This is a genomic window from Nocardioides sp. NPDC087217, assembly GCF_044744805.1.
In the GTDB taxonomy this organism is placed as follows: Bacteria; Actinomycetota; Actinomycetes; order Propionibacteriales; family Nocardioidaceae; genus Nocardioides.
Window position 1 is genome coordinate 705,751 of record NZ_JBIUZB010000003.1, and the last position, 21,599, is coordinate 727,349.

The following is a 21,599-nucleotide window of genomic DNA, read 5'->3' on the forward strand; positions in this document are numbered from 1 at the left end:
TCGGAACGACCGGATAGAACTACGAACGACGTGTTACCCGAGTTCGCCGCCGAGCTGTGAGAGCAGCTCGGCGGCGTTCGTCATGCAGCGTTCAGGGTCGGGCTCGAGGTCGGTGAGCGCGCGTGCCTGGGCGGCCCCCGCCTGCTCCGCCTCGATGGGGGAGAGGGTGGTGCGGCCGCAGACGACGACGGCGCGGATGTTCGCCTCGCGGGCAGCTTGGAGCACGCCCATCGGTGCCTTGCCGGACAGGGTCTGATGGTCGAAGGAGCCCTCGCCGGTGACGACCAGGTCGGCACCGGCGAGGGCCTCGTGGAAGCCGACGAGGCCGAGCAGCAGCTCGACACCGCGCTCGACCCGCCCGCCGAGCACCGCGAGAGCGGCGAACCCGACGCCGCCGGCTGCTCCGGCGCCGGGCGCCTCGACGATCTCGGCGCGATCGCGTCCGGTGGTCTCGGCGACGGCGGCTGCGTACGTCGTCAGGGCTGCCTCGAGCAGCTCCTGGTCCGCGGGACCGGCGCCCTTCTGCGCGGAGAAGGTGGCGACCGCGCCGCGGGGGCCGAGCAGCGGGTTGTCGACGTCGCAGGCGACCACGATCTCGGTCTTCTGGAGGCGAAGGTCGAGGCCGGAGAGATCGATCGCGGCGAGGCTGCCGAGCGATCCACCGCCCTCCGGGACCTCGGCCCCGGATGCGTCCAGCAACCGTGCGCCGAGGGCACGCAGCATCCCCGCCCCGCCGTCGTTGCTGGCGCTCCCGCCGAGGCCGAGAACGACCGTGCGGGCACCACCGTCGACGGCGGCGAGCACGGCCTCACCGAGACCTCGTGAGGAGGCGGTCAGCGGGGCGAGACGGCCACCGGGCAGCCGGAGCAGCCCACATGTGTCGGCGAGCTCCACGACCGCCAGGTCACCGCGAACCGCGTAGTGCGCCGCCACCGGCTCGAGCGTCGGGCCGGCGACCTGGACCGCGACCAGGTCGAAGCCGGCGCCGTCCAGTGCCGCCACGGTGCCGTCGCCGCCGTCGGCGATCGGCACGATGCGTACCTCTGTCCCGGGGTTCGCGGCAAGGATCCCGGCGGCCACCGCCTCGTCGACCTCGCCTGCGGTCAGGGAGCCCTTGAACTTGTCGCAGGCGATGACGACCCGACGAGCCGGCATCACAGGTGGGGGAGGACGAGGTCGCGGTAGCGCTGCGCCATGGTGGCGAGCACGTCGTCGGGGTCGCCGGCCCAGACGGCCTCGTTGAAGATCTCGACCTCGACGTCGCCGGTGTAGCCGGTCGCGGCAACCATCCGTGTGATCGACGCGAAGTCGATGACGCCGTCGCCCATCATCCCGCGCGCCAGCAGCGCGTCGGCGGGGATCGGCAGGTTGAAGTCGCAGACCTGGTACGCCGCGATCCGGCCCTCCGCGCCGGCCCGCTCGATCTGGGCCGCGATGTCCGGGTCCCAGAAGACGTGGAAGGTGTCCACGACGACCGCCACCGCGTCGATCGGGTGCGGCGCGGCCAGATCGAGTGCCTGGCCGAGGGTCGAGAGGACCGCGCGGTCGGCGACGTACATCGGGTGCAGCGCCTCCAGGACGAGCTTCACGCCGTGGTCACCTGCGTACGGGGCCAGCTCGGCGAGCCGCTCGGCGACCCGCTCCCGAGCGCCGGCCAGGTCCACGTCGCCCCCGGGAAGACCGCCGACGACCATCACCAGCGCGTCGGTGCCCAGCGTCGCGGCCTCGTCGATCGCCCGCTTGTTGTCCTCGAGCGCGCCGGCGATTCCCGTCTCGTCGGACGCCGTCAGGAAGCCGCCGCGGCAGAGCGATGAGACGCGCAGCCCGGCGTCGCGTACGAGCTTGGCGGCCTTCTCCAGCCCGGCCTCGTGCACGCGGTCGCGCCACAGCCCCAGGGCGGGGATGCCGGCACGAGCGGCTCCGTCTACGGCCTGGGCGAGGGTCCAGGAGTTGGTGGTCTTGGTGTTGAGCGAGAGGCGTTCCAGCCCGGTGATGCCGTCGGTCACTGGTCGACTCCTTGCACGGTGAGGAAGGCGCGCATGCGTGCGGCCCCGAGGTCGGGTCTGGTCAGCAGGCCGGCCACGTCCGCGAGCCGGAACACCTCGGCCAGATGAGGCACCGAGCGACCGGTGTGCAGGCCGCCGGCCATCGAGAAGCCGGGCTGGTGGCCGTTGAGCCAGGAGAGGAACGCGATCCCGGTCTTGTAGTAGTAGGTCGGCGCCTCGAAGATCTTGCGGCCGAGCGCCTGGGTGCTCTCCAACAGCTGCCTGGCCGTCTCGGGATCACCGTCGTCGAGCGCCTGCAGTGCGGCCGAGGCGGCCGGGTAGATCGCGGCGAAGATGCCGAGCAGCGCGTGCGAGAACTCGCCCTCCTCGGTCCCCTCGCCGACGATCAGCTCGGGGTAGTTGAAGTCGTCCCCCGTGTAGAGCCGTACGCCGCCGGGCAGCGCCCGGCGTAGCCCGACCTCGTGCTCTGCGTCGAGGAGCGAGACCTTGACCCCGTCGACCTTGCCGGGACGGGCCCGGATCACGTCGAGGAAGGTCTCGGTCGCCTCCTCGACCGAGGACGAGCCCCAGTAACCCGCCAGCGCCGGGTCGAACATGTCGCCCAGCCAGTGCAGGATCACCGGGCTCTCGGCCTCGTCGAGGAGGGTCGCGTAGACCTCGGCATAGTCCTCGGCGCTGCGAGCGACACGGGCGAGCGCGCGCGAGGCCATCACGATCGTGGTCGCGCCGGTGTCGGCGACGACCTTCATCTGCTCGCGGTAGGCGTCGATGACGGTGGCCAGGCCTTGTCTGCCTTCGGGGACAGCGGACAGGGAGAGCTGGTCGGTGCCGGCGCCGCAGGCGATCGCCCCGCCGACAGTGGCCGCCTCGGCGGCGGAGCGGCGGATCAGCTCGGCCGCGGCGGTCCAGTCGACGCCCATGCCGCGCTGGGCGGTGTCCATCGCCTCGGCGACGCCGAGACCGTAGGACCACAGCTCGTGCCGGTAGGCCAGGGTGCGGTCCCAGTCGATGTCCGCGGGGGCGCCGGGGACGTTCTCGGCCAGCGTGCGGGGGACGACGTGAGCGGCGGCGTACGCGGTGCGGGAGGTGAACGGCGCACTCGGCTTCGTCCACTCCGTGGGGGCCGCGAGCGTGTAGAGCTCGGTGCCGCCGTCGGGCAGCGGGAGGCGTACGGAGGTCACAGCTGGATCTCTCCGAGCTCGATCCGGCGGCCCTCGGCGGACGAGGTGAGCCCGGCCTCGGCGAGCCTCACTCCACGGACCCCCGCCATGAAGTCGTAGGGGTGCTCGCCGTCGCCCTCGACGTAGCGGATGAACTGCTCCCACTGGGCCTTGAAGCCGTTGTCGAAGGGCTGGTTGTCGGGGACCTCGTTCCACAGGTCCCGGAACTGGATCGACTCGACGAGGTCGGGGTTCCAGACCGGCTTTGGGGTCAGATTGCGGTCCTGGGTGACGCAGTGATGCAGGCCGGCGACGGCGGAGCCGTGGGTGCCGTCGACGTGGAACTCGACCAGCTCGCCGCGGTTGACCCGGGTGGCCCACGAGGAGTTGATCTGCGCGACGATCCCACCCTCGAGCTCGAAGATGCCGTAGGCGGAGTCGTCGGCGGTGGCTTCGTAGCGCGCGCCCTTCTCGTCCCAGCGCTCGGGGATGTGGGTGACGACCCGGGCGGTGACGGCCTCGACCTTGCCGAAGAGGTTCTCCAGGACGTAGTTCCAGTGGGGGAACATGTCGGTGGTGATGCCGCCGCCGTCCTCCTTGCGGTAGTTCCAGCTCGGCCGCTGGGCGGGCTGCAGGTCGCCCTCGAAGACCCAGTAGCCGAACTCGCCGCGCACGCTGAGGATGCGGCCGAAGAAGCCGGAGTCGACGAGCCGCTTCAGCTTGAGGAGGCCGGGGAGGTAGAGCTTGTCGTGGACGACGCCGCTCTTCACCCCAGCGTCGGCCGCCAGACGCGCCAGGCGCAGCGAGCCCTCGACGTCGTCGGCGATCGGCTTCTCGGTGTAGACGTGCTTGCCGGCCGCGACCGCCTTGGTGATGGCGACCTCGCGGACGTTGGTCAGCTGGGAGTCGAAGTAGACCGTGTCCTCGGCGTTGGCGAGGGCCTCGTCGAGGTCGGTGGTCCAACGGTCCAGGCCATGCTCCTTGGCGATGTCCTGGAGCTTCTCGGCATTGCGTCCTACCAGGATCGGGTCGGGCAGGATCCGGGTGCCGTCGGAGAGCTCGACACCACCCTGCTCCTGGATCGCCAGGATGCTGCGCACCAGGTGCTGGCGGTAGCCCATGCGTCCGGTGACGCCGTTCATGATGATGCCGAGCCGTCGTGTGGCCATGTGAGGGTTCCTCGTCTGCTGGAATCGCGGGAAAGCGTGGGGAAAGCGCTTTCCAATACGGTATGGCAAATGTGATGGCCGTCGCAAGAGGGTGTTCCGCCGAGCCGGCGTTCAACCCGGCCGAGTCGGCGCGTCTGTCTCAGCCAGGAACGCCGAGTCGGCGCGTCTGGTCCATGGCGTAGTGCCGACTCGGCGCCGGTTCTCGGGACAGTTGCGCCGAGTCGGGGGTGTGTCAGGTACGCGGGGGAGTGCTCTCCCGCAGCACGACCTCGCCGTGGACGGACCGCTTGCGAAGCTCCGCCGACGGCTTGCCGAGGACGAGCTCGAGCGCCAGCCTGCCGATGTCGGCGAGCGGGAGACGTACGGTGGTCAGCCCGGGTGTCACGTCGCGCAGCGTGGCGATGTCGTCGAAGCCGGCGACGGCCAGATCGGGCCCCACCTCGACGCCGGCCTGCCGGCAGGCGGCGAGGGCGCCGACGGCCATCAGGTCGTTGACCGCGAAGACGCAGTCCACCTTCGGACCCTCCTCGAGCAGCCGGGTCATCGCCCGGCGTCCGCCGTCGCGGCTGAACTCGTCGGAGACGCACGCCGGCTCCGAGCCGGTCGCCTCCCGCCACCCTTCCGCGAAGCCGGCGTGACGCTCGGCCGAGACCAGCAGGTTCTCGGGGCCGGTGAGCACCGCGGCGCGGCGGTAGCCGAGGCCGACCAGCCGCTCGGCCAGCGCCTTGGCGCCGCCGTGGTTGTCGATCACGACGGTGTCGACAGGCAGGCGCGGCTGGCTGATCGCGGCCGCCCGGCCGCCGCCGTCCAGGTAGGAGGTCAGCAGGTCCGCGATCTCGCTGGTGTGGCGTACGTCGGCCGTGTCGCTTCCCGCCAGCACGATCGCCCGGCTGCGCTGGCGCCGCAGCGCAGCCAGGAACTTCTGCTCGCGCTCGGGCTGGCCGCCGGTGTTGCACAGCATCACCAGCAGGCCGTGCTTCTCGGCCTCGTCGGCCAGACCGCCGGCGATGGTGGAGAAGTAGGGGTCGGAGATGTCCTTCACCAGGAGCCCGACGGTCTCGGTCGATCCGCGCGCCATGGCCTGGGCGTTGGCGTTGGGTGTGTAGCCGAGCTTGTTCGCCGCGGCCAGGACCCGCTCCTGCAGCTCGGGGCGCACCACCCGGTCGCTCCCGTTCAACGCGCGCGACGCGGTGGCCAGCGAGACCCCTGCCTCGCGGGCGACATCGCTCAGCGTCGCTGCGCGTTCTCCGGCCAACTGACTCTCCTTCGGCTTCCGATCCTGGAGCCTAAGGCATCCGACGAAGACGTACGCCCGCTCGTGCTCCGGCCGGCTCGGCGGTCAGGGGCGTCCGAGGGTGGAGGCGCGGGCGACGAGCTCCGGCGTGAAGACGACCTGCTCGTGCTGGTGGGCGGGGTCGCCGACCTCGTCGAGGAGGAGCTCGGCGGCGCGGCGGCCGAGGTCCTGGCGGGGCTGGCGTACGGAGGAGAGCGGTACGGCAGCGGCGGCGGCGAACTCGATGTCGTCGTAGCCGACGATCGCGAGGTCGCCGGGCACGGTCCGGCCGCTGGAGATCGTCTGCTGGAGGAGCCCGAGCGCGAGCAGGTCGTTGGCGCAGAACGCGGCGGTGGGGCGGCGCCGGGCGGGCAGCCCGACGAGCCGTTCGCCGGCGGCACGGCCGGAGGCGACGGTGGGAGCGTCGCAGGTGAGCACGACCAGATCCTCCGGCGGCAGCCCGGCCTCGGCCCAGGCCTGCCGGGCGCCCTCGCCGCGGTCGCGGACCTGTCCGATCGACTCCGGCCCACCGACGTACGCCACCCGCTTGTGGCCGGCGTCGATGAGGTGCTCGACGGCCAGGCGGCCGCCCAGGACGTCGTCGACGGCGACGGAGCAGAACGACGACCCGGCCCGGGTGCGGTCGACGATGACGACCGGGGTGCCCCGCTCGATCAGCTGGTCGAGCTGCGGGTCGTCGGGGTCGACCGGGGTGATCAGGATGCCCTGGACCCGCTGCTGCTGCAGGTGGGCCAGATGGGCGCCCTCGCGGGCCGAACGGCCGTCGCTGTTGCACAGGAAGAGCGAGAGCCCGGCCGCCTCGGCGGCCAGCTCGATGCCACGGGCGACATCGGTGAAGAACGGGTTGCCGGCGTCGAGCATGACGTAGGCCAGCGACTGGGTGCTGCCGGTGCGCAGCGAGCGCGCCGACTCGTTGCGCACGAAGCCGAGGTCGGCCATCGCGCGCTCGACCCGCTCGCGTGTCGTCCGACTGACCCGGTCGGGGCGGTTGAGCACGTTGGACACCGTGCCGAGGGAGACGCCTGCGGTGGCCGCGACATCCTTGACCGAGGCGCTGCGCGGTGTACCCGCACCTGGTGTGATCGCCACCTGGGCTCCTTCCTGAAACGTTCAATCGCAGCATAGGCCGTGGGCGGCGCTGGTGACGAGGAAGGACGCTACCGGGATTGACCGATGTCGGACATGCTCATTAGCGTCCGTGCCTAAATCGTTTCATCGGAGGTCGTCATGGAGCGCGTCTGCTTCCAGCTGCAGGTCAAGCCCGAGCGCATCGAGGAGTACAAGCGGCGCCATGCGGCGGTCTGGCCCGACATGCTCCGGGCGCTCGCGGAGACCGGGTGGCACAACTACTCGCTGTTCCTGCGCCCCGACGGCCTGCTCATCGGCTACGTCGAGACCCCCTCCATCGAGGCTGCTCAGGCGGGCATGGCGGCCACCGAGGTCAACGCCCGCTGGCAGGCGGAGATGGCGGAGTTCTTCGAAGATCTCGACGGTGTCGCGCCCGACGAGGGCTTCCTCCGCCTCGAGGAGGTCTTCCACCTCGAGGACCAGCTCGGTCGCGCCTGAATCCCTCGCCGAGTCGGCGCGTTCTAACGCGCCGACTCGGCGACGGTTGCGGTCAGGACGCGCCGACTCGGCGAGGGTCGGCGCGGAACTGAAACGCAACGAAAGCCGTCCTCCTCTTGACGCAAGTGACGTGCGCCACTAACGTCGGATTCGCGCTTTGAAACCTTTCAACCGCACACAGAGAGGCTCTCCGATGACGACGTTCGACCAGATCTCGGGCGACCTGGCCGCCCTTGAGATCGAGGTCCCCTCGTGGGCCTACGGAAACTCGGGGACCCGGTTCAAGGTCTTCGGCACCCCGGGCACACCGCGCACCCCCGAGGAGAAGGTCGCCGACGCGGCCACCGTTCACCGCTTCACCGGCCTGGCGCCGAGCGTCGCGCTGCACATCCCGTGGGACAAGGTCGATGACTACGCGGCCCTGCGCTCCTACGCCGAGGACCAGGGGATCGCGCTCGGCACGATCAACTCCAACACCTTCCAGGACGACGACTACAAGCTCGGTGCGCTCACCCACACCGACGCGAAGATCCGGCAGAAGGCGATCGACCACCACTTCGAGTGCATCGAGGTGATGCACGCGACCGGCTCGCGCGACCTGAAGATCTGGCTCGCCGAAGGCTCCAACTATCCCGGCCAGGCCGACATGCGCGGCCGCCAGGACCGGCTCGCCGAGTCGCTCGCGACCATCTACGAGCGCCTCGGTGAGGAGCAGCGCCTGGTGCTCGAGTACAAGTTCTTCGAGCCGGCGTTCTACCACACCGACGTCCCTGACTGGGGCACCTCGTTCGCCCAGGTCAGCGCCCTCGGCGACCGGGCCGTCGTGTGCCTCGACACCGGCCATCACGCGCCCGGCACCAACATCGAGTTCATCGTGATGCAGCTGCTGCGGCTGGGGAAGCTCGGCTCCTTCGACTTCAACAGCCGCTTCTACGCCGACGACGACCTGATCGTCGGTGCGGCCGACCCGTTCCAGCTCTTCCGGATCCTCGTCGAGGTGGTCCGTGGCGGTGGGTTCAAGCCCGTGGCCGAGGGCGGGGTCGCCTTCATGCTCGACCAGTGCCACAACATCGAGAAGAAGATCCCGGGCCAGATCCGGTCCGTGCTCAACGTCCAGGAGATGTCCGCACGGGCGCTCCTCCTCGACACCGACGCTCTCACCGCGGCGCAGGAGGACGGCGACGTACTCCTGGCCAACGAGATCTTCATGGACGCCTTCTACACCGACGTACGCGCCGACCTCGGCGGGTGGCGTGAGGACCGTGGCCTGGCCGCGAACCCGATGCGCGCCTACCTGGCCAGCGGCTACCAGGAACAGATCGAAGCCGCCCGAATCGGCGGCACCCAGGCTGGATGGAACTGAAAGACTCATGACCACTGCAGAAGACCTGATCGCGCGCTCGAACCGCCTCGGCGCCGACCCGAAGAACACCAACTACGCCGGCGGCAACACCTCCGCCAAGGGCACCGCGACCGACCCGGTCACCGGCCAGGACGTCGAGCTGCTCTGGGTGAAGGGCTCCGGCGGCGACCTCGGCACCCTGAAGGAGAGCGGCCTCGCGGTGCTCCGGCTCGACCGGATGCGCGCGCTCGTCGACGTCTACCCGGGCGTCGAGCGCGAGGACGAGATGGTCGCCGCGTTCGACTACTGCCTGCACGGCAAGGGCGGCGCGGCTCCCTCGATCGACACGGCGATGCACGGCCTCGTCGATGCCGCCCACGTCGACCACCTCCACCCCGACTCCGGCATCGCGATCGCGACGGCCGCCGACGGCGAGGCGCTGACCACCACGATCTTCGGCGACCAGGTGGTCTGGGTGCCGTGGCGCCGCCCCGGCTTCCAGCTCGGTCTCGACATCGCCGAGATCAAGGCGAAGAACCCGCAGGCGGTCGGCTGCATCCTCGGTGGCCACGGCATCACCGCCTGGGGCGACACCAGCGAGGAGGCCGAGAAGAACTCGCTCTGGATCATCGACACGGCCGCCGCCTACATCGAGGAGCACAGCAAGGCCGAGCCGTTCGGGCCCGCGCTCGAGGGCTACGGCCCGCTGGCCGAGGCCGAGCGGCGTACGAAGGCGGCTGCGCTCGCCCCCACGATCCGCGGCATCGCCTCGGCCGACCAGCCGATGGTCGGCCACTTCAACGACTCCGAGGTGGTCCTCGACTTCCTGGCCCGCGAGGCCCACCCGCGCCTGACCGAGCTCGGCACCTCGTGCCCCGACCACTTCCTTCGTACGAAGGTCAAGCCGCTGGTCCTCGACCTCCCGGCCACGGCCTCCGTCGAGGACAGCATCGCCCGGCTCAAGGAGCTCGCGGTCAGCTACCGCGAGGACTACCAGGGCTACTACGACCGCCACGCCGATGCCGACAGCCCCGCCATCCGCGGCAAGGACCCGCTCATCGTCCTGGTCCCCGGCGTCGGCATGTTCTCCTTCGGCCGCAACAAGCAGACGGCAAGGGTCGCGGGAGAGTTCTACGTCAACGCGATCAACGTGATGCGCGGCGCCGAGGGGCTCTCGATGTACGCCCCGATCGACGAGTCGGAGAAGTTCCGGATCGAGTATTGGGCGCTCGAGGAGGCCAAGCTCCAGCGGATGCCCGCCCCCAAGCCCCTGGCGACCCGGGTCGCGCTGGTCACCGGCGCCGCCTCCGGCATCGGCAAGGCCACCGCGAAGCGGCTGGCCGCCGAGGGCGCGTGCGTCGTGATCGCCGACCTCGATCTCGCCAAAGCCCAGGCTGCGGCGGAAGAGATCGGCAACAGCGATGTGGCTGTCGGTCTCGCCGCCGACGTCTCCGACGAGGCCGCCGTGCAGGCGATGTTCGACGCCGCGGTGCTCGCCTTCGGCGGTGTCGACCTGGTCGTCAACAACGCCGGCCTGTCGCTGTCGAAGTCGCTGCTGGAGACCACCGAGCGCGACTGGGACCTCCAGCACGACGTGATGGCCAAGGGCTCCTTCCTGGTCTCCAAGGCCGCCGCCAAGGTGCTGATCGAGCAGGAGATGGGCGGCGATATCGTCTACATCTCCTCGAAGAACTCGCTCTTCGCCGGGCCCAACAACGTCGCCTACGGCGCGGCCAAGGCCGACCAGGCCCACCAGGTACGCCTCCTGGCCGCCGAGCTCGGTGAGCACGGCATCAAGGTCAACGGCATCAACCCCGACGGGGTGGTCCAGGGCTCCGGCATCTTCGCCGGCGGCTGGGGCGCCAAGCGCGCCGAGGTCTACGGGGTCAAGGAGGAGGAGCTCGGCAAGTTCTATGCCCAGCGCACTCTGCTCAAGCGCGAGGTGCTCCCCGAGAACATCGCCAACGCCGTCTTCGTGCTCTGCGGCCCCGACCTGACCCACACCACCGGTCTACACGTCCCCGTCGACGCCGGTGTCGCCGCCGCCTTCTTGCGATGAACGACATACGCGTCGCCGCAGTCGACCTGGGTGCCACCTCCGGCCGGGTCATGTCCGGCCGGATCGGTGGCGACCGGGTCCAGCTCGACGAGCTGCACCGCTTCCCCAACGGCGCGGTACGTGTCCGCGGATCGCTCTTCTGGGACGTGCTCGGCATCCATCGCGAGGTGCTCGCCGGCATCCGCGAGGTGGCCCGGACCGGGCCGCTGCACGGCATCGGCATCGACTCCTGGGCCATCGACCACGGGCTGCTGGACCACGACGGCCAGCTCCTCGGCCAGGTCTTCAGCCACCGCGACGCCCGCGTCGAGGGGATCGCCGAGAAGGTCGTCGCCCAGATCGGCGCGGCGACCCTCTACGGCACCACCGGCATCCAGCAGCTCCCGTTCAACACGATCTACCAGCTCGTCGCGGCGCGCGGCACCACCGCCCTCGACAACGCCGAGACGATGCTGCTCCTACCGGACCTGCTCGGCTACTGGCTCACCGGTGCGATCGGCGCCGAGCGCACCAACGCCTCGACCACCCAGCTCTACGACGTCCGTCAGGGCGCCTGGGCGGTCGACCTGTGCCGAGAGCTCGGGATTCCCGACGGGGTCCTCCCGCCCCTTCGGGACCCGGGCTCTCTCCTCGGCATGCTGCTGCCCGAGGTCGCTGACGAGCTGGGTGTCACCACCGACGTACCCGTGGTCGCGGTGGGCTCTCACGACACCGCCTCGGCGGTCGTCGGCGTCCCCGCTGACACCGGCAGCGACTGGGAGTTCGCCTACATCTCCTCGGGCACCTGGTCGCTGGTCGGCCTCGAGCTCGGCCAGCCGGTGCTGACCGAGGAGGCCCGGCTCGCCGACTTCACCAACGAGGTCGGCGTCGACGGGACCATCCGCTTCCTCAAGAACGTGATGGGCCTGTGGGTCCTGTCGGAGTCGCTGCGCTCGTGGAGCGAGCGGCGCTACCAGGGCGCGGAGCTGGGCTCGCTGCTCGCCGCCGCAGCGGAGCTCGAGCCGCTGCGTACGGTCGTCGACATCAACGACCCGCGACTGCTCTTCCCGAGCACGCCGGCCGACCCGATGCCGGAGCGGATCGCCGCGCTGGCCACCGAGTCCGACGAGGCGATCCCACACTCGCCGGCCGCGATCACCCGCTGCATCCTCGACAGCCTCGCTGTCGCCTACCGACGTCACGTCCGCACCGCGGCCGCCCTCGCGGGTACCTCGCCCGAGGTCGTCCACGTCGTCGGCGGTGGCTCTCAGAACGAGCTGCTCTGCCAGCTCACCGCGGACGCCTGCGGCCTGCCGGTTCTCGCCGGCCCGGTCGAGGCGGCCGCTCTCGGGAACGTACTGATCCAAGGCAGGTCCCTCGGGGCCGACCTGCCCGACCTCCCCGCGATGCGGGACCTGGTCCGCCGCTCCTACGACGTACGCCGCTTCGAGCCGCGCGACGGCCTCGACTGGTCCGCCGCAGAGGCCCGTATCTCCTGACCCTGCTCCCCGAAGGCACCCCCATGACCGACTTCCTCTCCAACGCCCGGCTCAGCCGCCGCGCGCTCTTCGGCACTGCGGCCGCCACCCTCGGCACCGCTGCCGCCGGCGTCACCGCGACCGCGGCCGCGACCCCCGCCGGGGCCACGACCGCGACCGCCACCTCCGGGCTCCCGGACGCCTTCGTCAAGGCGTTCCGCAAGCCGGGGACCGCCACCGCCGCGGGCTTCCGCTGGTGGTGGCCGCACGGCCTCGTCGACCCGGTCGAGATCGCGCGGGAGGTCGACCAGGTCGCCGACGCCGGGTTCGGCGTGCTCGAGGTCGCCGACGTCACCCACAGCCTGCGTGCCCGCAACATCGACATCGACGTCGCAACGCACGGGTGGGGGGCCGCTCCGTGGGTGGCCGGCGTCAAGGCCGCGCTCGCGCAGGCGGCGAAGCGTGACGTACGGGTGGACCTGACCGTCGGCCCCTCGTGGCCGGCCGCTGTCCCGACGATCACCCCGGACGACGACGCCGCCTGCACCGAGCTCGTGCACGGTCAGGCGGTCGTCGGTGCCGGGTCGTCCTACGACGCGGCGCTTCCCGAGCCCGTCGTGGAGCCGGCGTCGTCGGTGACCCGCGCGGAGCTGGTGACCGTGCAGGCGCACCGCGTCACCGGCTACGTACGCGACCGCAACAACAACATCACCAGCACGATCCTCGACCCCGCCTCCTACCTCGACCTCAGCGCAAGCGTCGAGGGCGAGCACCTCATTTGGACCGCGCCGGCCGACCCGGCCGGCGCCACCTGGGTCGTGCTCGCGACCTGGAAGCGGGGCTCGGGCCAAGAGCCCGAGGCCGGCCCGCACACCTCCCCGCGTGCCTACGTGGTCGACCACTTCAACCGCCGCGGCGCCCAGAAGGTCATCGACCTGTGGCAGGACCGGGTGCTCGACGGCGAGCTGCGTACGCTGCTGCGGGCCGCGGGCGGCTACCTCTTCGAGGACTCCCTCGAGATCGAGACCGAGGCGACGATCTGGACCCGCGACCTCCTCGACGAGTTCGAGGCGAAGCACGGCTACGACCTGCGGCCGTGGCTGCCGTTCGTGCTGGAGAAGGACGAGAAGTACCAGTTCTCGATCGCGGCCACCGACCCCGCCATCGCCGACAACCTGCGTACCAACGAGATCCGCGACGACTACAACATCGTGCTCTCCGACCTCTACCGCGACCACCACCTGCGCCCTATGCAGGAGTTCGCGAAGACGCTCGGCATGGGCATCCGGATCCAGCCCTACGGCCTCGAGACCGACACCATGCAGCACTCGGCCGTGGTCGACGTACCGGAGACCGAGTCCCTGGGCTTCAAGAACCTGGACGACTACCGGGTGATGGCCGCCGGCCGCGACCTCGCCGGCCACACGGTCCTCTCCTGCGAGGCGATCTGCTACAACGGCGCGGCCTACAACACGACCTGGGGCGCCAACGGCACCAGCCCGACCGCCCAGAACCAGGCGCTGTTCACGATCAACAGCATCTTCGTCGCCGGCGTGAACCAGCTGATGATCCACGGCTTCCCCTACGCGAAGGCGCCCGACGTCACCTGGCCGGGCTTCGCGGCCTTCTCGCCCTACTACAACGGCGCGATCGGCTTCGGCGAGGCCTGGGGACCACGCACTCCGCAGTGGCAGCACATCCCCGGCATCGCCGCCTACCTCGCCCGCACCCAGCTGGTGCTGCAGACCGGCACCCCGAAGTACGACGTCGCGTTCTGGCGCCACAAGGGCTGGGCCTCGACCGGCATCGGCCCGCAGTGGATCACCAACAACGGCACCAAGCTCGGCTGGTCGCACTCCTTCGTCAGCGCCTCGCTGCTCGCGCTCGACGGCGTCGACGTCGCGAACGGCCGCCTGGCGCCGGACGGTCCGGCCTACAAGGCGGTCGTCGTCGGACCCGACAACCTGCGCAGCAACGCGTTCACGATGGAGATCGACGGCGCGAAGCGGCTGCTCGCACTCGGCCGCAAGGGCCTGCCGATCGTCCTCATCGGCGACTGGTCGCAGGTCACCGTCGCCGGGCGTGACAGCGAGGCGGCGACCGCCGAGGTGCGCTCGCTGATGGCCCAGATCGGCGCCCTGCCGACCACCCGCACCGTCCCCGAGGCCGAGGTCGGCAACGCACTGGCCGCGCTCGGTGTCGTACGCGACGTCGAGCACGCCGACTCGACGGTGATGCACGTCCGGCGCGTCACCGGCAAGGTCGACCTCTACTACCTCGCCAACGCCCGGCACGCCGAGAACCGGCGGCTCAACCCGGTGCAGCAGGACGTCTGGCTGACCGCCACCGACCGCGCCGCCGTGCCGTGGCTGCTGGACGCGTGGACCGGCGAGGTCACCCGGATCGCCGCCTACGAGCGTGCCGACGACCGGGTCCGGGTGCGGGTCGACCTCGTTCCCGGGCAGTCCACCGTGGTCGCTCTCGCGGCCCCGGGCGCGGGCGTCGCCCGCTCTGTTCTCCCCGTCGCCACCGCTGGCCAGGCCGTGGTGGCGCGGGGCGCCAACGTCGCGCTGCGCACGACGACCGCCGGCACCTTCGAGCTCACCAAGGCCGACGGCCGGACGGTGAAGGTCGCCGTCGACCGGGTCCACGAGCCGGTGACGCCCCAGTCCTGGGCCCTCGCGCTCGAGGACTGGAAGCCGGCCAACCCGGCCGACCCCAAGGACCTCGCCACGACGAAGGAGGTCGTGACCAGCGACCTCGCGGCGCCACAGTCCTGGTCGAAGGTCGCCGGCCTGGAGGACGCCTCCGGCATCGGCCGCTACCGCACGAGCATCGACCTCGGCACCGACTGGACCGCGGAGGACGGCGCCTACCTCGAGCTTGGCGAGGTCAACGACACCTTCCGGGTGCGCGTCAACGGTGAGCTGCTGGCGCCGTGCGACCCGATGGATCCGGTGGTCGACCTGGGCCATGCCCTGGTCCCCGGCTCCAACACGATCGAGATCGAGGTGGCCTCGACGCTGCTCAACCGGCTGCGCACCGTCACCCCGTCGGTCTACGGCGTGGCGAGCAGGCAGAGCTACGGGCTCGCCGGGCCGGTGCGCCTGGTGCCCTACGTCGACAAGGTGGTGGCCGGATGAGCGCGGTGTCCCGGTCGCGAGCCCATCCAACGGTCAGCGTCATGCTGAGACAGGAGTGAACCGTGGCGGCCTCGGGCGGCGTACGACCTTCCACTACGACCGACCTTCCATCGGACGAGGTGGAGGTGCTGGCGTTGTTCGCTCGGGGCTACACGATCGAGCGGATCGCGCGGGCGCTGGGCATCTCCGAACGCACCGTGCGGCGCCGTCTCCGGGCGGCCGCGGATGCGCTGGGAGCGGGGACGAGTGTGGAGGCGGTCGTGCGGGCCGTACGCACCGGACTCATCTGAACTGATGTGATGGACACAAGAGACGAAGGAGGCCGCCGGATGCGAGTCGCGCTGATGGTCACGTGCATCAACGACGCGCTCTACCCGAGCACAGGTCAGGCCGTCGTACGCCTCCTGCGCCGGCTCGGCGTCGAGGTCGACTTCCCGCAGGCGCAGACCTGCTGCGGACAGCCGATGGTCAACACCGGCTACCTGGACGAGGCGGTCCCGGTGGTGCGTACGTTCGTGGACGCCTTCGCCGGCTACGACGCCGTCGTGACACCGTCCGGGTCGTGCGCGGGCTCGGCCCGGCACCAGCACTCGATCGTGGCCCGCCGCTCCGGCGACGAGGCCCTGGAGAGTGCGGTCGCAGAGGTCGCCCCGAAGGTCTATGAGCTCTCCGAGTTCCTCGTCGACGTGCTCGGGGTGACGGACGTGGGCGCCTACTACCCGCACCGGGTGACCTACCACCCGACCTGCCACTCGCTGCGGATGCTGGGCGTGGGGGACCGGCCGCGACGGCTGCTGGAGGCGGTGCGGGGGATCAGGCTGGTCGACCTGCCAGGGGCCGACCAGTGCTGCGGCTTCGGTGGCACCTTCGCGGTCAAGAACGCCGACACCTCGATCGCGATGGGCGCCGACAAGGCCCGCCACATCCGCGAGACCGGCGCCGAGATCGTGGTCGCCGGTGACAACTCCTGCCTGACCCACATCGGCGGCGTGCTCTCCCGGCAGCGTTCGGGCGTACGCACCGTCCATCTCGCCGAGATCCTCGCCTCGACCGAGGGGTCCCGATGACGGGCACGTTCGTCGGCATGCCGGCCTTCCCGGAGGCCGCGCGCGAGGCCCTCGCCGACTCCCAGCTGCGCCACAACCTCGCCCACGCGACCGGCACCATCCGCGCCAAGCGGGCGAAGGTCGTCGCCGAGGTCGAGGACTGGGAGGAGCTGCGCCTGGCCGGTGCCGCGGTCAAGGAACGCGCGCTGCTCGACCTCGACACCCAGCTCGTACGCCTCGAGGAGACCCTCACCGCCAACGGCGCCACCGTCCACTGGGCCCGGGACGCCGCCGAGGCCAACGCGATCGTCGCTGCGATCGCCAAGGCGCACCATGCCGAGGAGGTCGTGAAGGTCAAGTCGATGGTGACCCAGGAGATCGGGCTCAACGAGGCGCTCGCCGAGGAGGGCATCGCGGCCTGGGAGACCGACCTGGCCGAGCTGATCGTGCAGCTCGGCGAGGACCTGCCGAGCCATATCCTGGTGCCGGCGATCCACCGCAACCGGGCCGAGATCCGCGAGATCTTCCGGTCGAAGATGGGAGCCGCCGGCCGTCCGGCGCCCGCGGACCTCACCGACGAGCCGGCCGTTCTCGCCGCCGCCGCGCGGGAGCACCTGCGCGAGAAGTTCCTGCGTGCGAAGGTCGGGATCTCCGGTGCCAACTTCGCGGTCGCCGAGACCGGCACCCTCGTCGTCGTGGAGTCGGAGGGCAACGGCCGGATGTGCCTGACCCTGCCCGAGGTGCTGGTCTCCGTCGTCGGCATCGAGAAGGTCGTCTCCCGCTGGGAGGATCTCGACCCGATGCTCAGGCTCCTGCCGAGATCCTCGACCGGCGAGCGGATGAACCCCTACACCTCGACGTGGAGCGGGATCACCCCCGGCGACGGCCCGCAGGAGGTGCACGTGGTGCTTCTCGACAACGGCCGCACCCGCGCCCTGGCCGACGAGGTCGGGCGTCAGGCGCTGCGCTGTATCCGCTGCTCGGCCTGCCTCAACGTCTGCCCGGTCTATGAGCGCACCGGCGGCCATGCGTACGGCTCGGTCTACCCGGGTCCCATCGGCGCCATCCTCAACCCGCTGCTGAAGGGCGTCGGGCACGACGACCAGATCGACTCGCTGCCCTACGCCTCCTCGCTGTGTGGCGCCTGCTTCGAGGTCTGTCCGGTACGCATCGACATCCCCTCCGTCCTGGTCGACCAGCGCGCTCAGGTGGTCGACGCCCACCGAGGTGGCGTACCCAAGCCCGAGGCCGTGGCGATGAAGGGTGCGGCGTACGTCCTGAGGCGCTCGCGCCGCCTCGCCGCCGTCGAGCGCTTCACCGGTCTCGGCATGCGCTTCGCGCGCCGCTTCGGACCCGCCGCCTGGATCGGCGCGCGAGATCTGCCGGACGCGCCGGGGGAGAGCTTCCGGGCCTGGTGGCGGCGCACGGATGGGGGCCGAACCGACTACGGCCGAACGGGAGATGGCATCGATGACTGACGCACGCACCGAGATCCTCGCCAGAGTCCGCGAGGCGCTGGCCGGCTCGACGATCGACCTCGTCGAGGCCGGCGCCCCTCGGGACCTCGCGCCGGTCGCGACCCCGGATGTCGTCGACCTCTTCGCTGAACGCGTGGCCGACTACCGCGCCGTGGTCGAGCGCTGCGGAGCCGAGGAGCTCGAGGACCGCATCGCCGCCGCGCTCCCAGCCGGCCGGGTGGTCGTCCCGCCCGGCCTGTCGGTCCAGGTCCCCGGCGCGATCGTCGACGACGGCACCCTCACCGCCGCGGAGCTGGACCGGATCGCAGCGGTCGTCACCGAGGCTCGGGTCGGCATCGCCGAGACCGGCACGATCGTCCTCGACCATGCCCCCGACCAGGGCCGCCGAGCCATCTCACTGGTCCCCGACACCCACATCTGCGTCGTCCGCGAGGACCAGGTGGTCCCCGACGTACCCGATGCCATCGGCGTTCTGAACCCCGCCCGTCCGCAGACGTGGATCAGCGGCCCGTCGGCCACCAGCGACATCGAGCTCGACCGCGTCGAAGGCGTCCACGGCCCCCGCACCCTCCACGTCCTGGTGGTCGCCGGCAGACGGTGACCGGATCCGGCCACGACCCTTCCCGATCATGTGACGGTGGTCATAGTCTTCGGGGTGCTCTGAAACGTATCAATCCCGATCCGGAGGACCCCCATGAAGCTCCGCCTGGCCGCGATCGTGATCAGTGTCCTCGTCGTCGCGGCACCAGTCCCGGCCGTCGCCGTCGACGGCTCGGCGGCCACCCACCTGACCGTCTCGCAGCTGCCCTCGCCGCGCGACGTGGAGAACCTCCGCTCGCCGCTGCTGGCCTGGCACGTTCCCTTCGCCGCGCAGAGCGCCTACCGCGTACAGGTGGCCCGGATCACCGAGGGCATCGGAGCCGCCGGCGTCTGGGACTCCGGTCGCGTCAGGTCGTCGGCGAGCACCAACGTGCCCTACGACGGTCCGGCGCTCGAGCCCGAGCAGACCTACCAGTGGCGGGTCCGCACGTGGGACGGCCGCGGAAAGAGCTCGGACTGGTCGAGCGTCGCCACCTTCACCACCGGTCCCGGTCAGGAGTGGGGTCAGGCCCAGCCGATCTGGCTCGCCCCGGCCCGCACGATCTCCTGGGGCGACGTCACGATCGACACCACCTTCCGGATCACGTCTCAGAACGCCACCATCGCCTTCCGGGCCGCGGACGCCAGCAACTACTACATGTGGCAGTTCCGCGGCGACGGGGTGAACACCTTCGCTCCGCACAAGCGCGTGGGCGGGACCTTCACCCAGCTCGACTCGGTGCCGCTGCCCGAGCCCCTCGTCCGGGACACCTCCTACCGGCTGCGCATCCAGGCAGAGGGAACCACCATCCGCACGTGGCTCGACGACACCCTCGTCGACACCCGCACCCTCACCGACTTCGCCGCCGGCTCGGTCGGCTTCCGCACCGGCGGTTCCGAGCGCAACCGATGGGACGACCTGAGCGTCACCTCCGCCTCGGGCGAGGTCCTCTACGCCAACGACTTCTCCGCCGGCAGTGACTTCGCCTGCGGCGCCGCGGTGGGCGGCTGGCTCGAGATCGGCACGAACGCCAACTGCGTCTACGGTGTCGAATCGCAGGACTGGGCCTTCTTCCGGCACGAGTTCACGCTGCCCGACAAGCCGATCGCGGCGGCCACCTTCTACGCGACCGCATCCTCGACCGCGCCGGGCCGGCAGTACGTCTACAAGGCGTGGCTCAACGGCGACTTCGTCGGTCTCGGACCGACGCAGCCGATCCGCGGCGAGGCTCGATACGACGGCTTCGACGTGACCGCCGCACTGCGGCCGGGAGCCGAGAACGCGATCGGGGTGCTCGGTTGGACCAGCAGCGACCGGCGCTTCCTCGGACGGCTCGTCGTGGAGTATGCCGACGGCACCCGTGACGCGATCGTGAGCGGTCCGCAGTGGCGGAGTCGCTCCGGTGGCCTCGTCTTCCCCTCGGCCGGCAGCATCGGGACCTCGTTCTTCTCGGCACCGAAGGAGAACCTGCAGTCGGCCCACTGGCCCGACGGCTTCGCCGAGCCGGGCTTCGACGACTCCGGCTGGAGCGACGCCGCGGTACGTCCGGCCTTCGGCGACCTTCGTGCGGCTCCCACGGCGAAGGTGGAGCAGCAGCTGAGGGCGCCGGTCAGCGTGGTGGAGAAGGCGCCCGGCCACTACTTCATCGACTACGGCCGGACGTGGATCGGCGGTCTCTCCCTGGACGTCGACGGCACGGCGGGACAGGTGCTCGACCTCCGGTTCGGCGAAGAGCTGTCCGCGCCCCAGACCGTGCGGTACGCCATGCGGACCGGCAACACCTACCAGGACAGGTGGACGCTGCGGGCCGGTGAGCAGCACCTGGAGACCTGGGGGATGCGGGTCTTCCGCTACGCCGAGGTCATCGGAGCTCCCTCCGGCCTGGGCGCCGCCGACTTCCCGGCCCTGGCGCAGGTCTATCCTTTCGACACCGACGAGGCGATCTTCGACTCCGCCGATGACGACCTAGACCGCGTGTGGGCGCTGTCGCGCAACACGATCGAGGCCACCAACCACGACCTCTACGTCGACTCCTGGAGCCGCGAGCGCGGCGCCTATGAGGCCGACAGCTACCTGCAGATGATGGCCAACTTCTTCGTCTCCAGCGACCCGACCCTGGGCAACTACTCCCTGGAGTACCTGCTCACCCGCAGGACGTGGCCGACCGAGTGGCCGATGTACACGATCCTGGCCTTCCACGACTCCTGGCAGCAGACCGGCGACACCGAGGCCCTGGCCCGCAACTACAGCGCCCTGCAGGAGAAGCTGCCTCTCAAGTGGGTGGAGCCGTCCACGGGACTCATCCGCAAGAACACCGGATCCACCGGCTCCAACTCGTGCACCGACTGCGACATCGTCGACTGGCCGGCATCCGAGCGCGACGGCTACGTCTTCCGTCCCTACAACACCGTCATCAACGCGATCGGACACCGGTCGTTCCGCGACATGGCGGAGATCGCGACGGCGCTGGGCCATGACGACGACGCGGCCACCTACACCGCCATCGCCGACCGCCTCCGGAACGCGGCCAACGACCGGTTGTGGGACCCGGCCAAGGGTGCCTACCGAGACGGCCTCGACGCCGACGGCACCCCGATCCAGCACTGGGCGATCCAGGCGAGCGTCTTCGCCACGGCGTTCGGGCTCGCCCAGGGCGAGGTCGCGCAACGCGCCGCGGACTACATCGGCACCCGCGGCATGGCCTGCAGCGTCTACTGTGCCGCCTTCGTCCTCGAAGCCCTCTACGACGGTGACCGCGGAGACGTCGCGCACCAGCTGCTGACGAGCACAGGACTCCGCAGCTGGCTCAACATGATCGCGAAGGGAGCCGGTGCCACCGCCGAGGCCTGGGACACCTCGCTGAAGCCCAACATGACCTGGTCGCACCCTTGGGCGGCATCGCCGGCCTACAACGTGCCCCAGGGCATGTTCGGCATCGAGCCCCTGGTGCCCGGCTACGAGGAGTTCCGCGTCCGGCCCCAGCCCGCTGGGGTCCCGTGGGCACACGTCACCCTGCCCACCCTCCGCGGACGCATCGGCGCGGCGTACGCCACGACCGACCGAGGCATCGACGTCGGCGTGAGCGTCCCGGGCAACTCCCGGGCCGAGGTTCTCGTGCCGGCGCCGTCCGGCGAGCAGGTCTTCCTCGACGGGCGCCCGGTGCCCGCGACGCGTGAGGGCTCCTACCTGGTGATCCAGGACGTGCCCTCCGGATGCCATGTCATCAGCACGAGCTCGGGCGAGAGCCCGGAGGTCGAGCGGCTTCGCGCCGTCTGCTGAACCTGAAGGCTGTGCCCGGA

The 21,599-nt window shown here is 70.8% G+C and carries 16 protein-coding genes; 10 read left to right on the top strand and 6 right to left on the bottom strand.

Going from position 1 to position 21,599, the window contains the following annotated elements; all coding sequences use genetic code 11:
• Positions 1-33 precede the first annotated feature (33 nt).
• From ACIO3S_RS17705 to ACIO3S_RS17730, 6 genes are all read right to left on the bottom strand, one after another.
• Positions 34-1,155, bottom strand: coding sequence for a glycerate kinase (locus ACIO3S_RS17705; protein ID WP_400466218.1), 1,122 nt, complete (start codon positions 1,153-1,155; stop codon positions 34-36).
• Positions 1,155-2,006, bottom strand: a complete 852-nt coding sequence (locus tag ACIO3S_RS17710) for a sugar phosphate isomerase/epimerase family protein (RefSeq protein WP_400466221.1) — start codon at positions 2,004-2,006, stop codon at positions 1,155-1,157. Before ACIO3S_RS17710 ends, ACIO3S_RS17705 begins: the two co-directional genes overlap by 1 nt.
• A complete protein-coding gene (locus ACIO3S_RS17715; protein ID WP_400466224.1) occupies positions 2,003-3,187 on the bottom strand; it encodes a dihydrodipicolinate synthase family protein in 1,185 nt (394 codons plus the stop codon). The genes ACIO3S_RS17710 and ACIO3S_RS17715 overlap by 4 nt, the downstream gene beginning before the upstream one ends.
• Positions 3,184-4,335 carry a Gfo/Idh/MocA family protein gene (locus ACIO3S_RS17720; RefSeq protein WP_400466227.1) on the bottom strand — a complete coding sequence of 384 codons (1,152 nt, stop codon included), beginning with the start codon at positions 4,333-4,335 and terminating at the stop codon, positions 3,184-3,186. The genes ACIO3S_RS17715 and ACIO3S_RS17720 overlap by 4 nt, the downstream gene beginning before the upstream one ends.
• A 232-nt stretch (positions 4,336-4,567) precedes the next feature.
• Positions 4,568-5,590, bottom strand: a complete 1,023-nt coding sequence (locus tag ACIO3S_RS17725) for a LacI family DNA-binding transcriptional regulator (protein WP_400466230.1) — start codon at positions 5,588-5,590, stop codon at positions 4,568-4,570.
• Between the two features lie 84 nt (positions 5,591-5,674).
• On the bottom strand, positions 5,675-6,718 hold the full coding sequence (locus ACIO3S_RS17730) for a LacI family DNA-binding transcriptional regulator (RefSeq protein ID WP_400466233.1): 1,044 nt from the start codon (positions 6,716-6,718) through the stop codon (positions 5,675-5,677).
• Between the two features lie 138 nt (positions 6,719-6,856).
• Between ACIO3S_RS17730 and ACIO3S_RS17735 the strand changes: the two genes are divergently transcribed.
• The 10 genes from ACIO3S_RS17735 to ACIO3S_RS17780 all read left to right on the top strand — a co-directional run bounded on the left by ACIO3S_RS17735 (position 6,857) and on the right by ACIO3S_RS17780 (position 21,579).
• Positions 6,857-7,195 carry an L-rhamnose mutarotase gene (locus ACIO3S_RS17735; RefSeq protein WP_400466236.1) on the top strand — a complete coding sequence of 113 codons (339 nt, stop codon included), beginning with the start codon at positions 6,857-6,859 and terminating at the stop codon, positions 7,193-7,195.
• 193 nt (positions 7,196-7,388) lie between these two features.
• Entirely contained in the window at positions 7,389-8,558 is a 1,170-nt protein-coding gene (gene rhaI, locus ACIO3S_RS17740) for an L-rhamnose isomerase (RefSeq protein ID WP_400466239.1), read from the top strand.
• A 7-nt stretch (positions 8,559-8,565) separates the two neighbouring features.
• On the top strand, positions 8,566-10,596 hold the full coding sequence (locus ACIO3S_RS17745; protein ID WP_400466242.1) for a bifunctional aldolase/short-chain dehydrogenase: 2,031 nt from the start codon (positions 8,566-8,568) through the stop codon (positions 10,594-10,596).
• A complete protein-coding gene (locus ACIO3S_RS17750; RefSeq protein WP_400466245.1) occupies positions 10,593-12,074 on the top strand; it encodes a rhamnulokinase family protein in 1,482 nt (493 codons plus the stop codon). Before ACIO3S_RS17745 ends, ACIO3S_RS17750 begins: the two co-directional genes overlap by 4 nt.
• Positions 12,075-12,097: 23 nt before the next feature.
• Complete coding sequence (locus ACIO3S_RS17755; protein ID WP_400466248.1) at positions 12,098-15,196, top strand: glycosyl hydrolase; 3,099 nt, start codon at positions 12,098-12,100, stop codon at positions 15,194-15,196.
• A gap of 62 nt (positions 15,197-15,258) precedes the next feature.
• Positions 15,259-15,486 (top strand): helix-turn-helix domain-containing protein, encoded by a 228-nt coding sequence (locus tag ACIO3S_RS17760; RefSeq protein WP_160028490.1) that lies wholly within the window; start codon positions 15,259-15,261, stop codon positions 15,484-15,486.
• A 9-nt stretch (positions 15,487-15,495) separates the two neighbouring features.
• On the top strand, positions 15,496-16,263 hold the full coding sequence (locus ACIO3S_RS17765) for a (Fe-S)-binding protein (protein WP_400466253.1): 768 nt from the start codon (positions 15,496-15,498) through the stop codon (positions 16,261-16,263).
• Complete coding sequence (locus ACIO3S_RS17770) at positions 16,260-17,720, top strand: lactate utilization protein B (protein ID WP_400466256.1); 1,461 nt, start codon at positions 16,260-16,262, stop codon at positions 17,718-17,720. Before ACIO3S_RS17765 ends, ACIO3S_RS17770 begins: the two co-directional genes overlap by 4 nt.
• Complete coding sequence (locus ACIO3S_RS17775; protein WP_400466259.1) at positions 17,713-18,321, top strand: lactate utilization protein C; 609 nt, start codon at positions 17,713-17,715, stop codon at positions 18,319-18,321. The genes ACIO3S_RS17770 and ACIO3S_RS17775 overlap by 8 nt, the downstream gene beginning before the upstream one ends.
• A gap of 93 nt (positions 18,322-18,414) precedes the next feature.
• On the top strand, positions 18,415-21,579 hold the full coding sequence (locus ACIO3S_RS17780; protein ID WP_400466262.1) for a family 78 glycoside hydrolase catalytic domain: 3,165 nt from the start codon (positions 18,415-18,417) through the stop codon (positions 21,577-21,579).
• Positions 21,580-21,599: the final 20 nt, after the last annotated feature.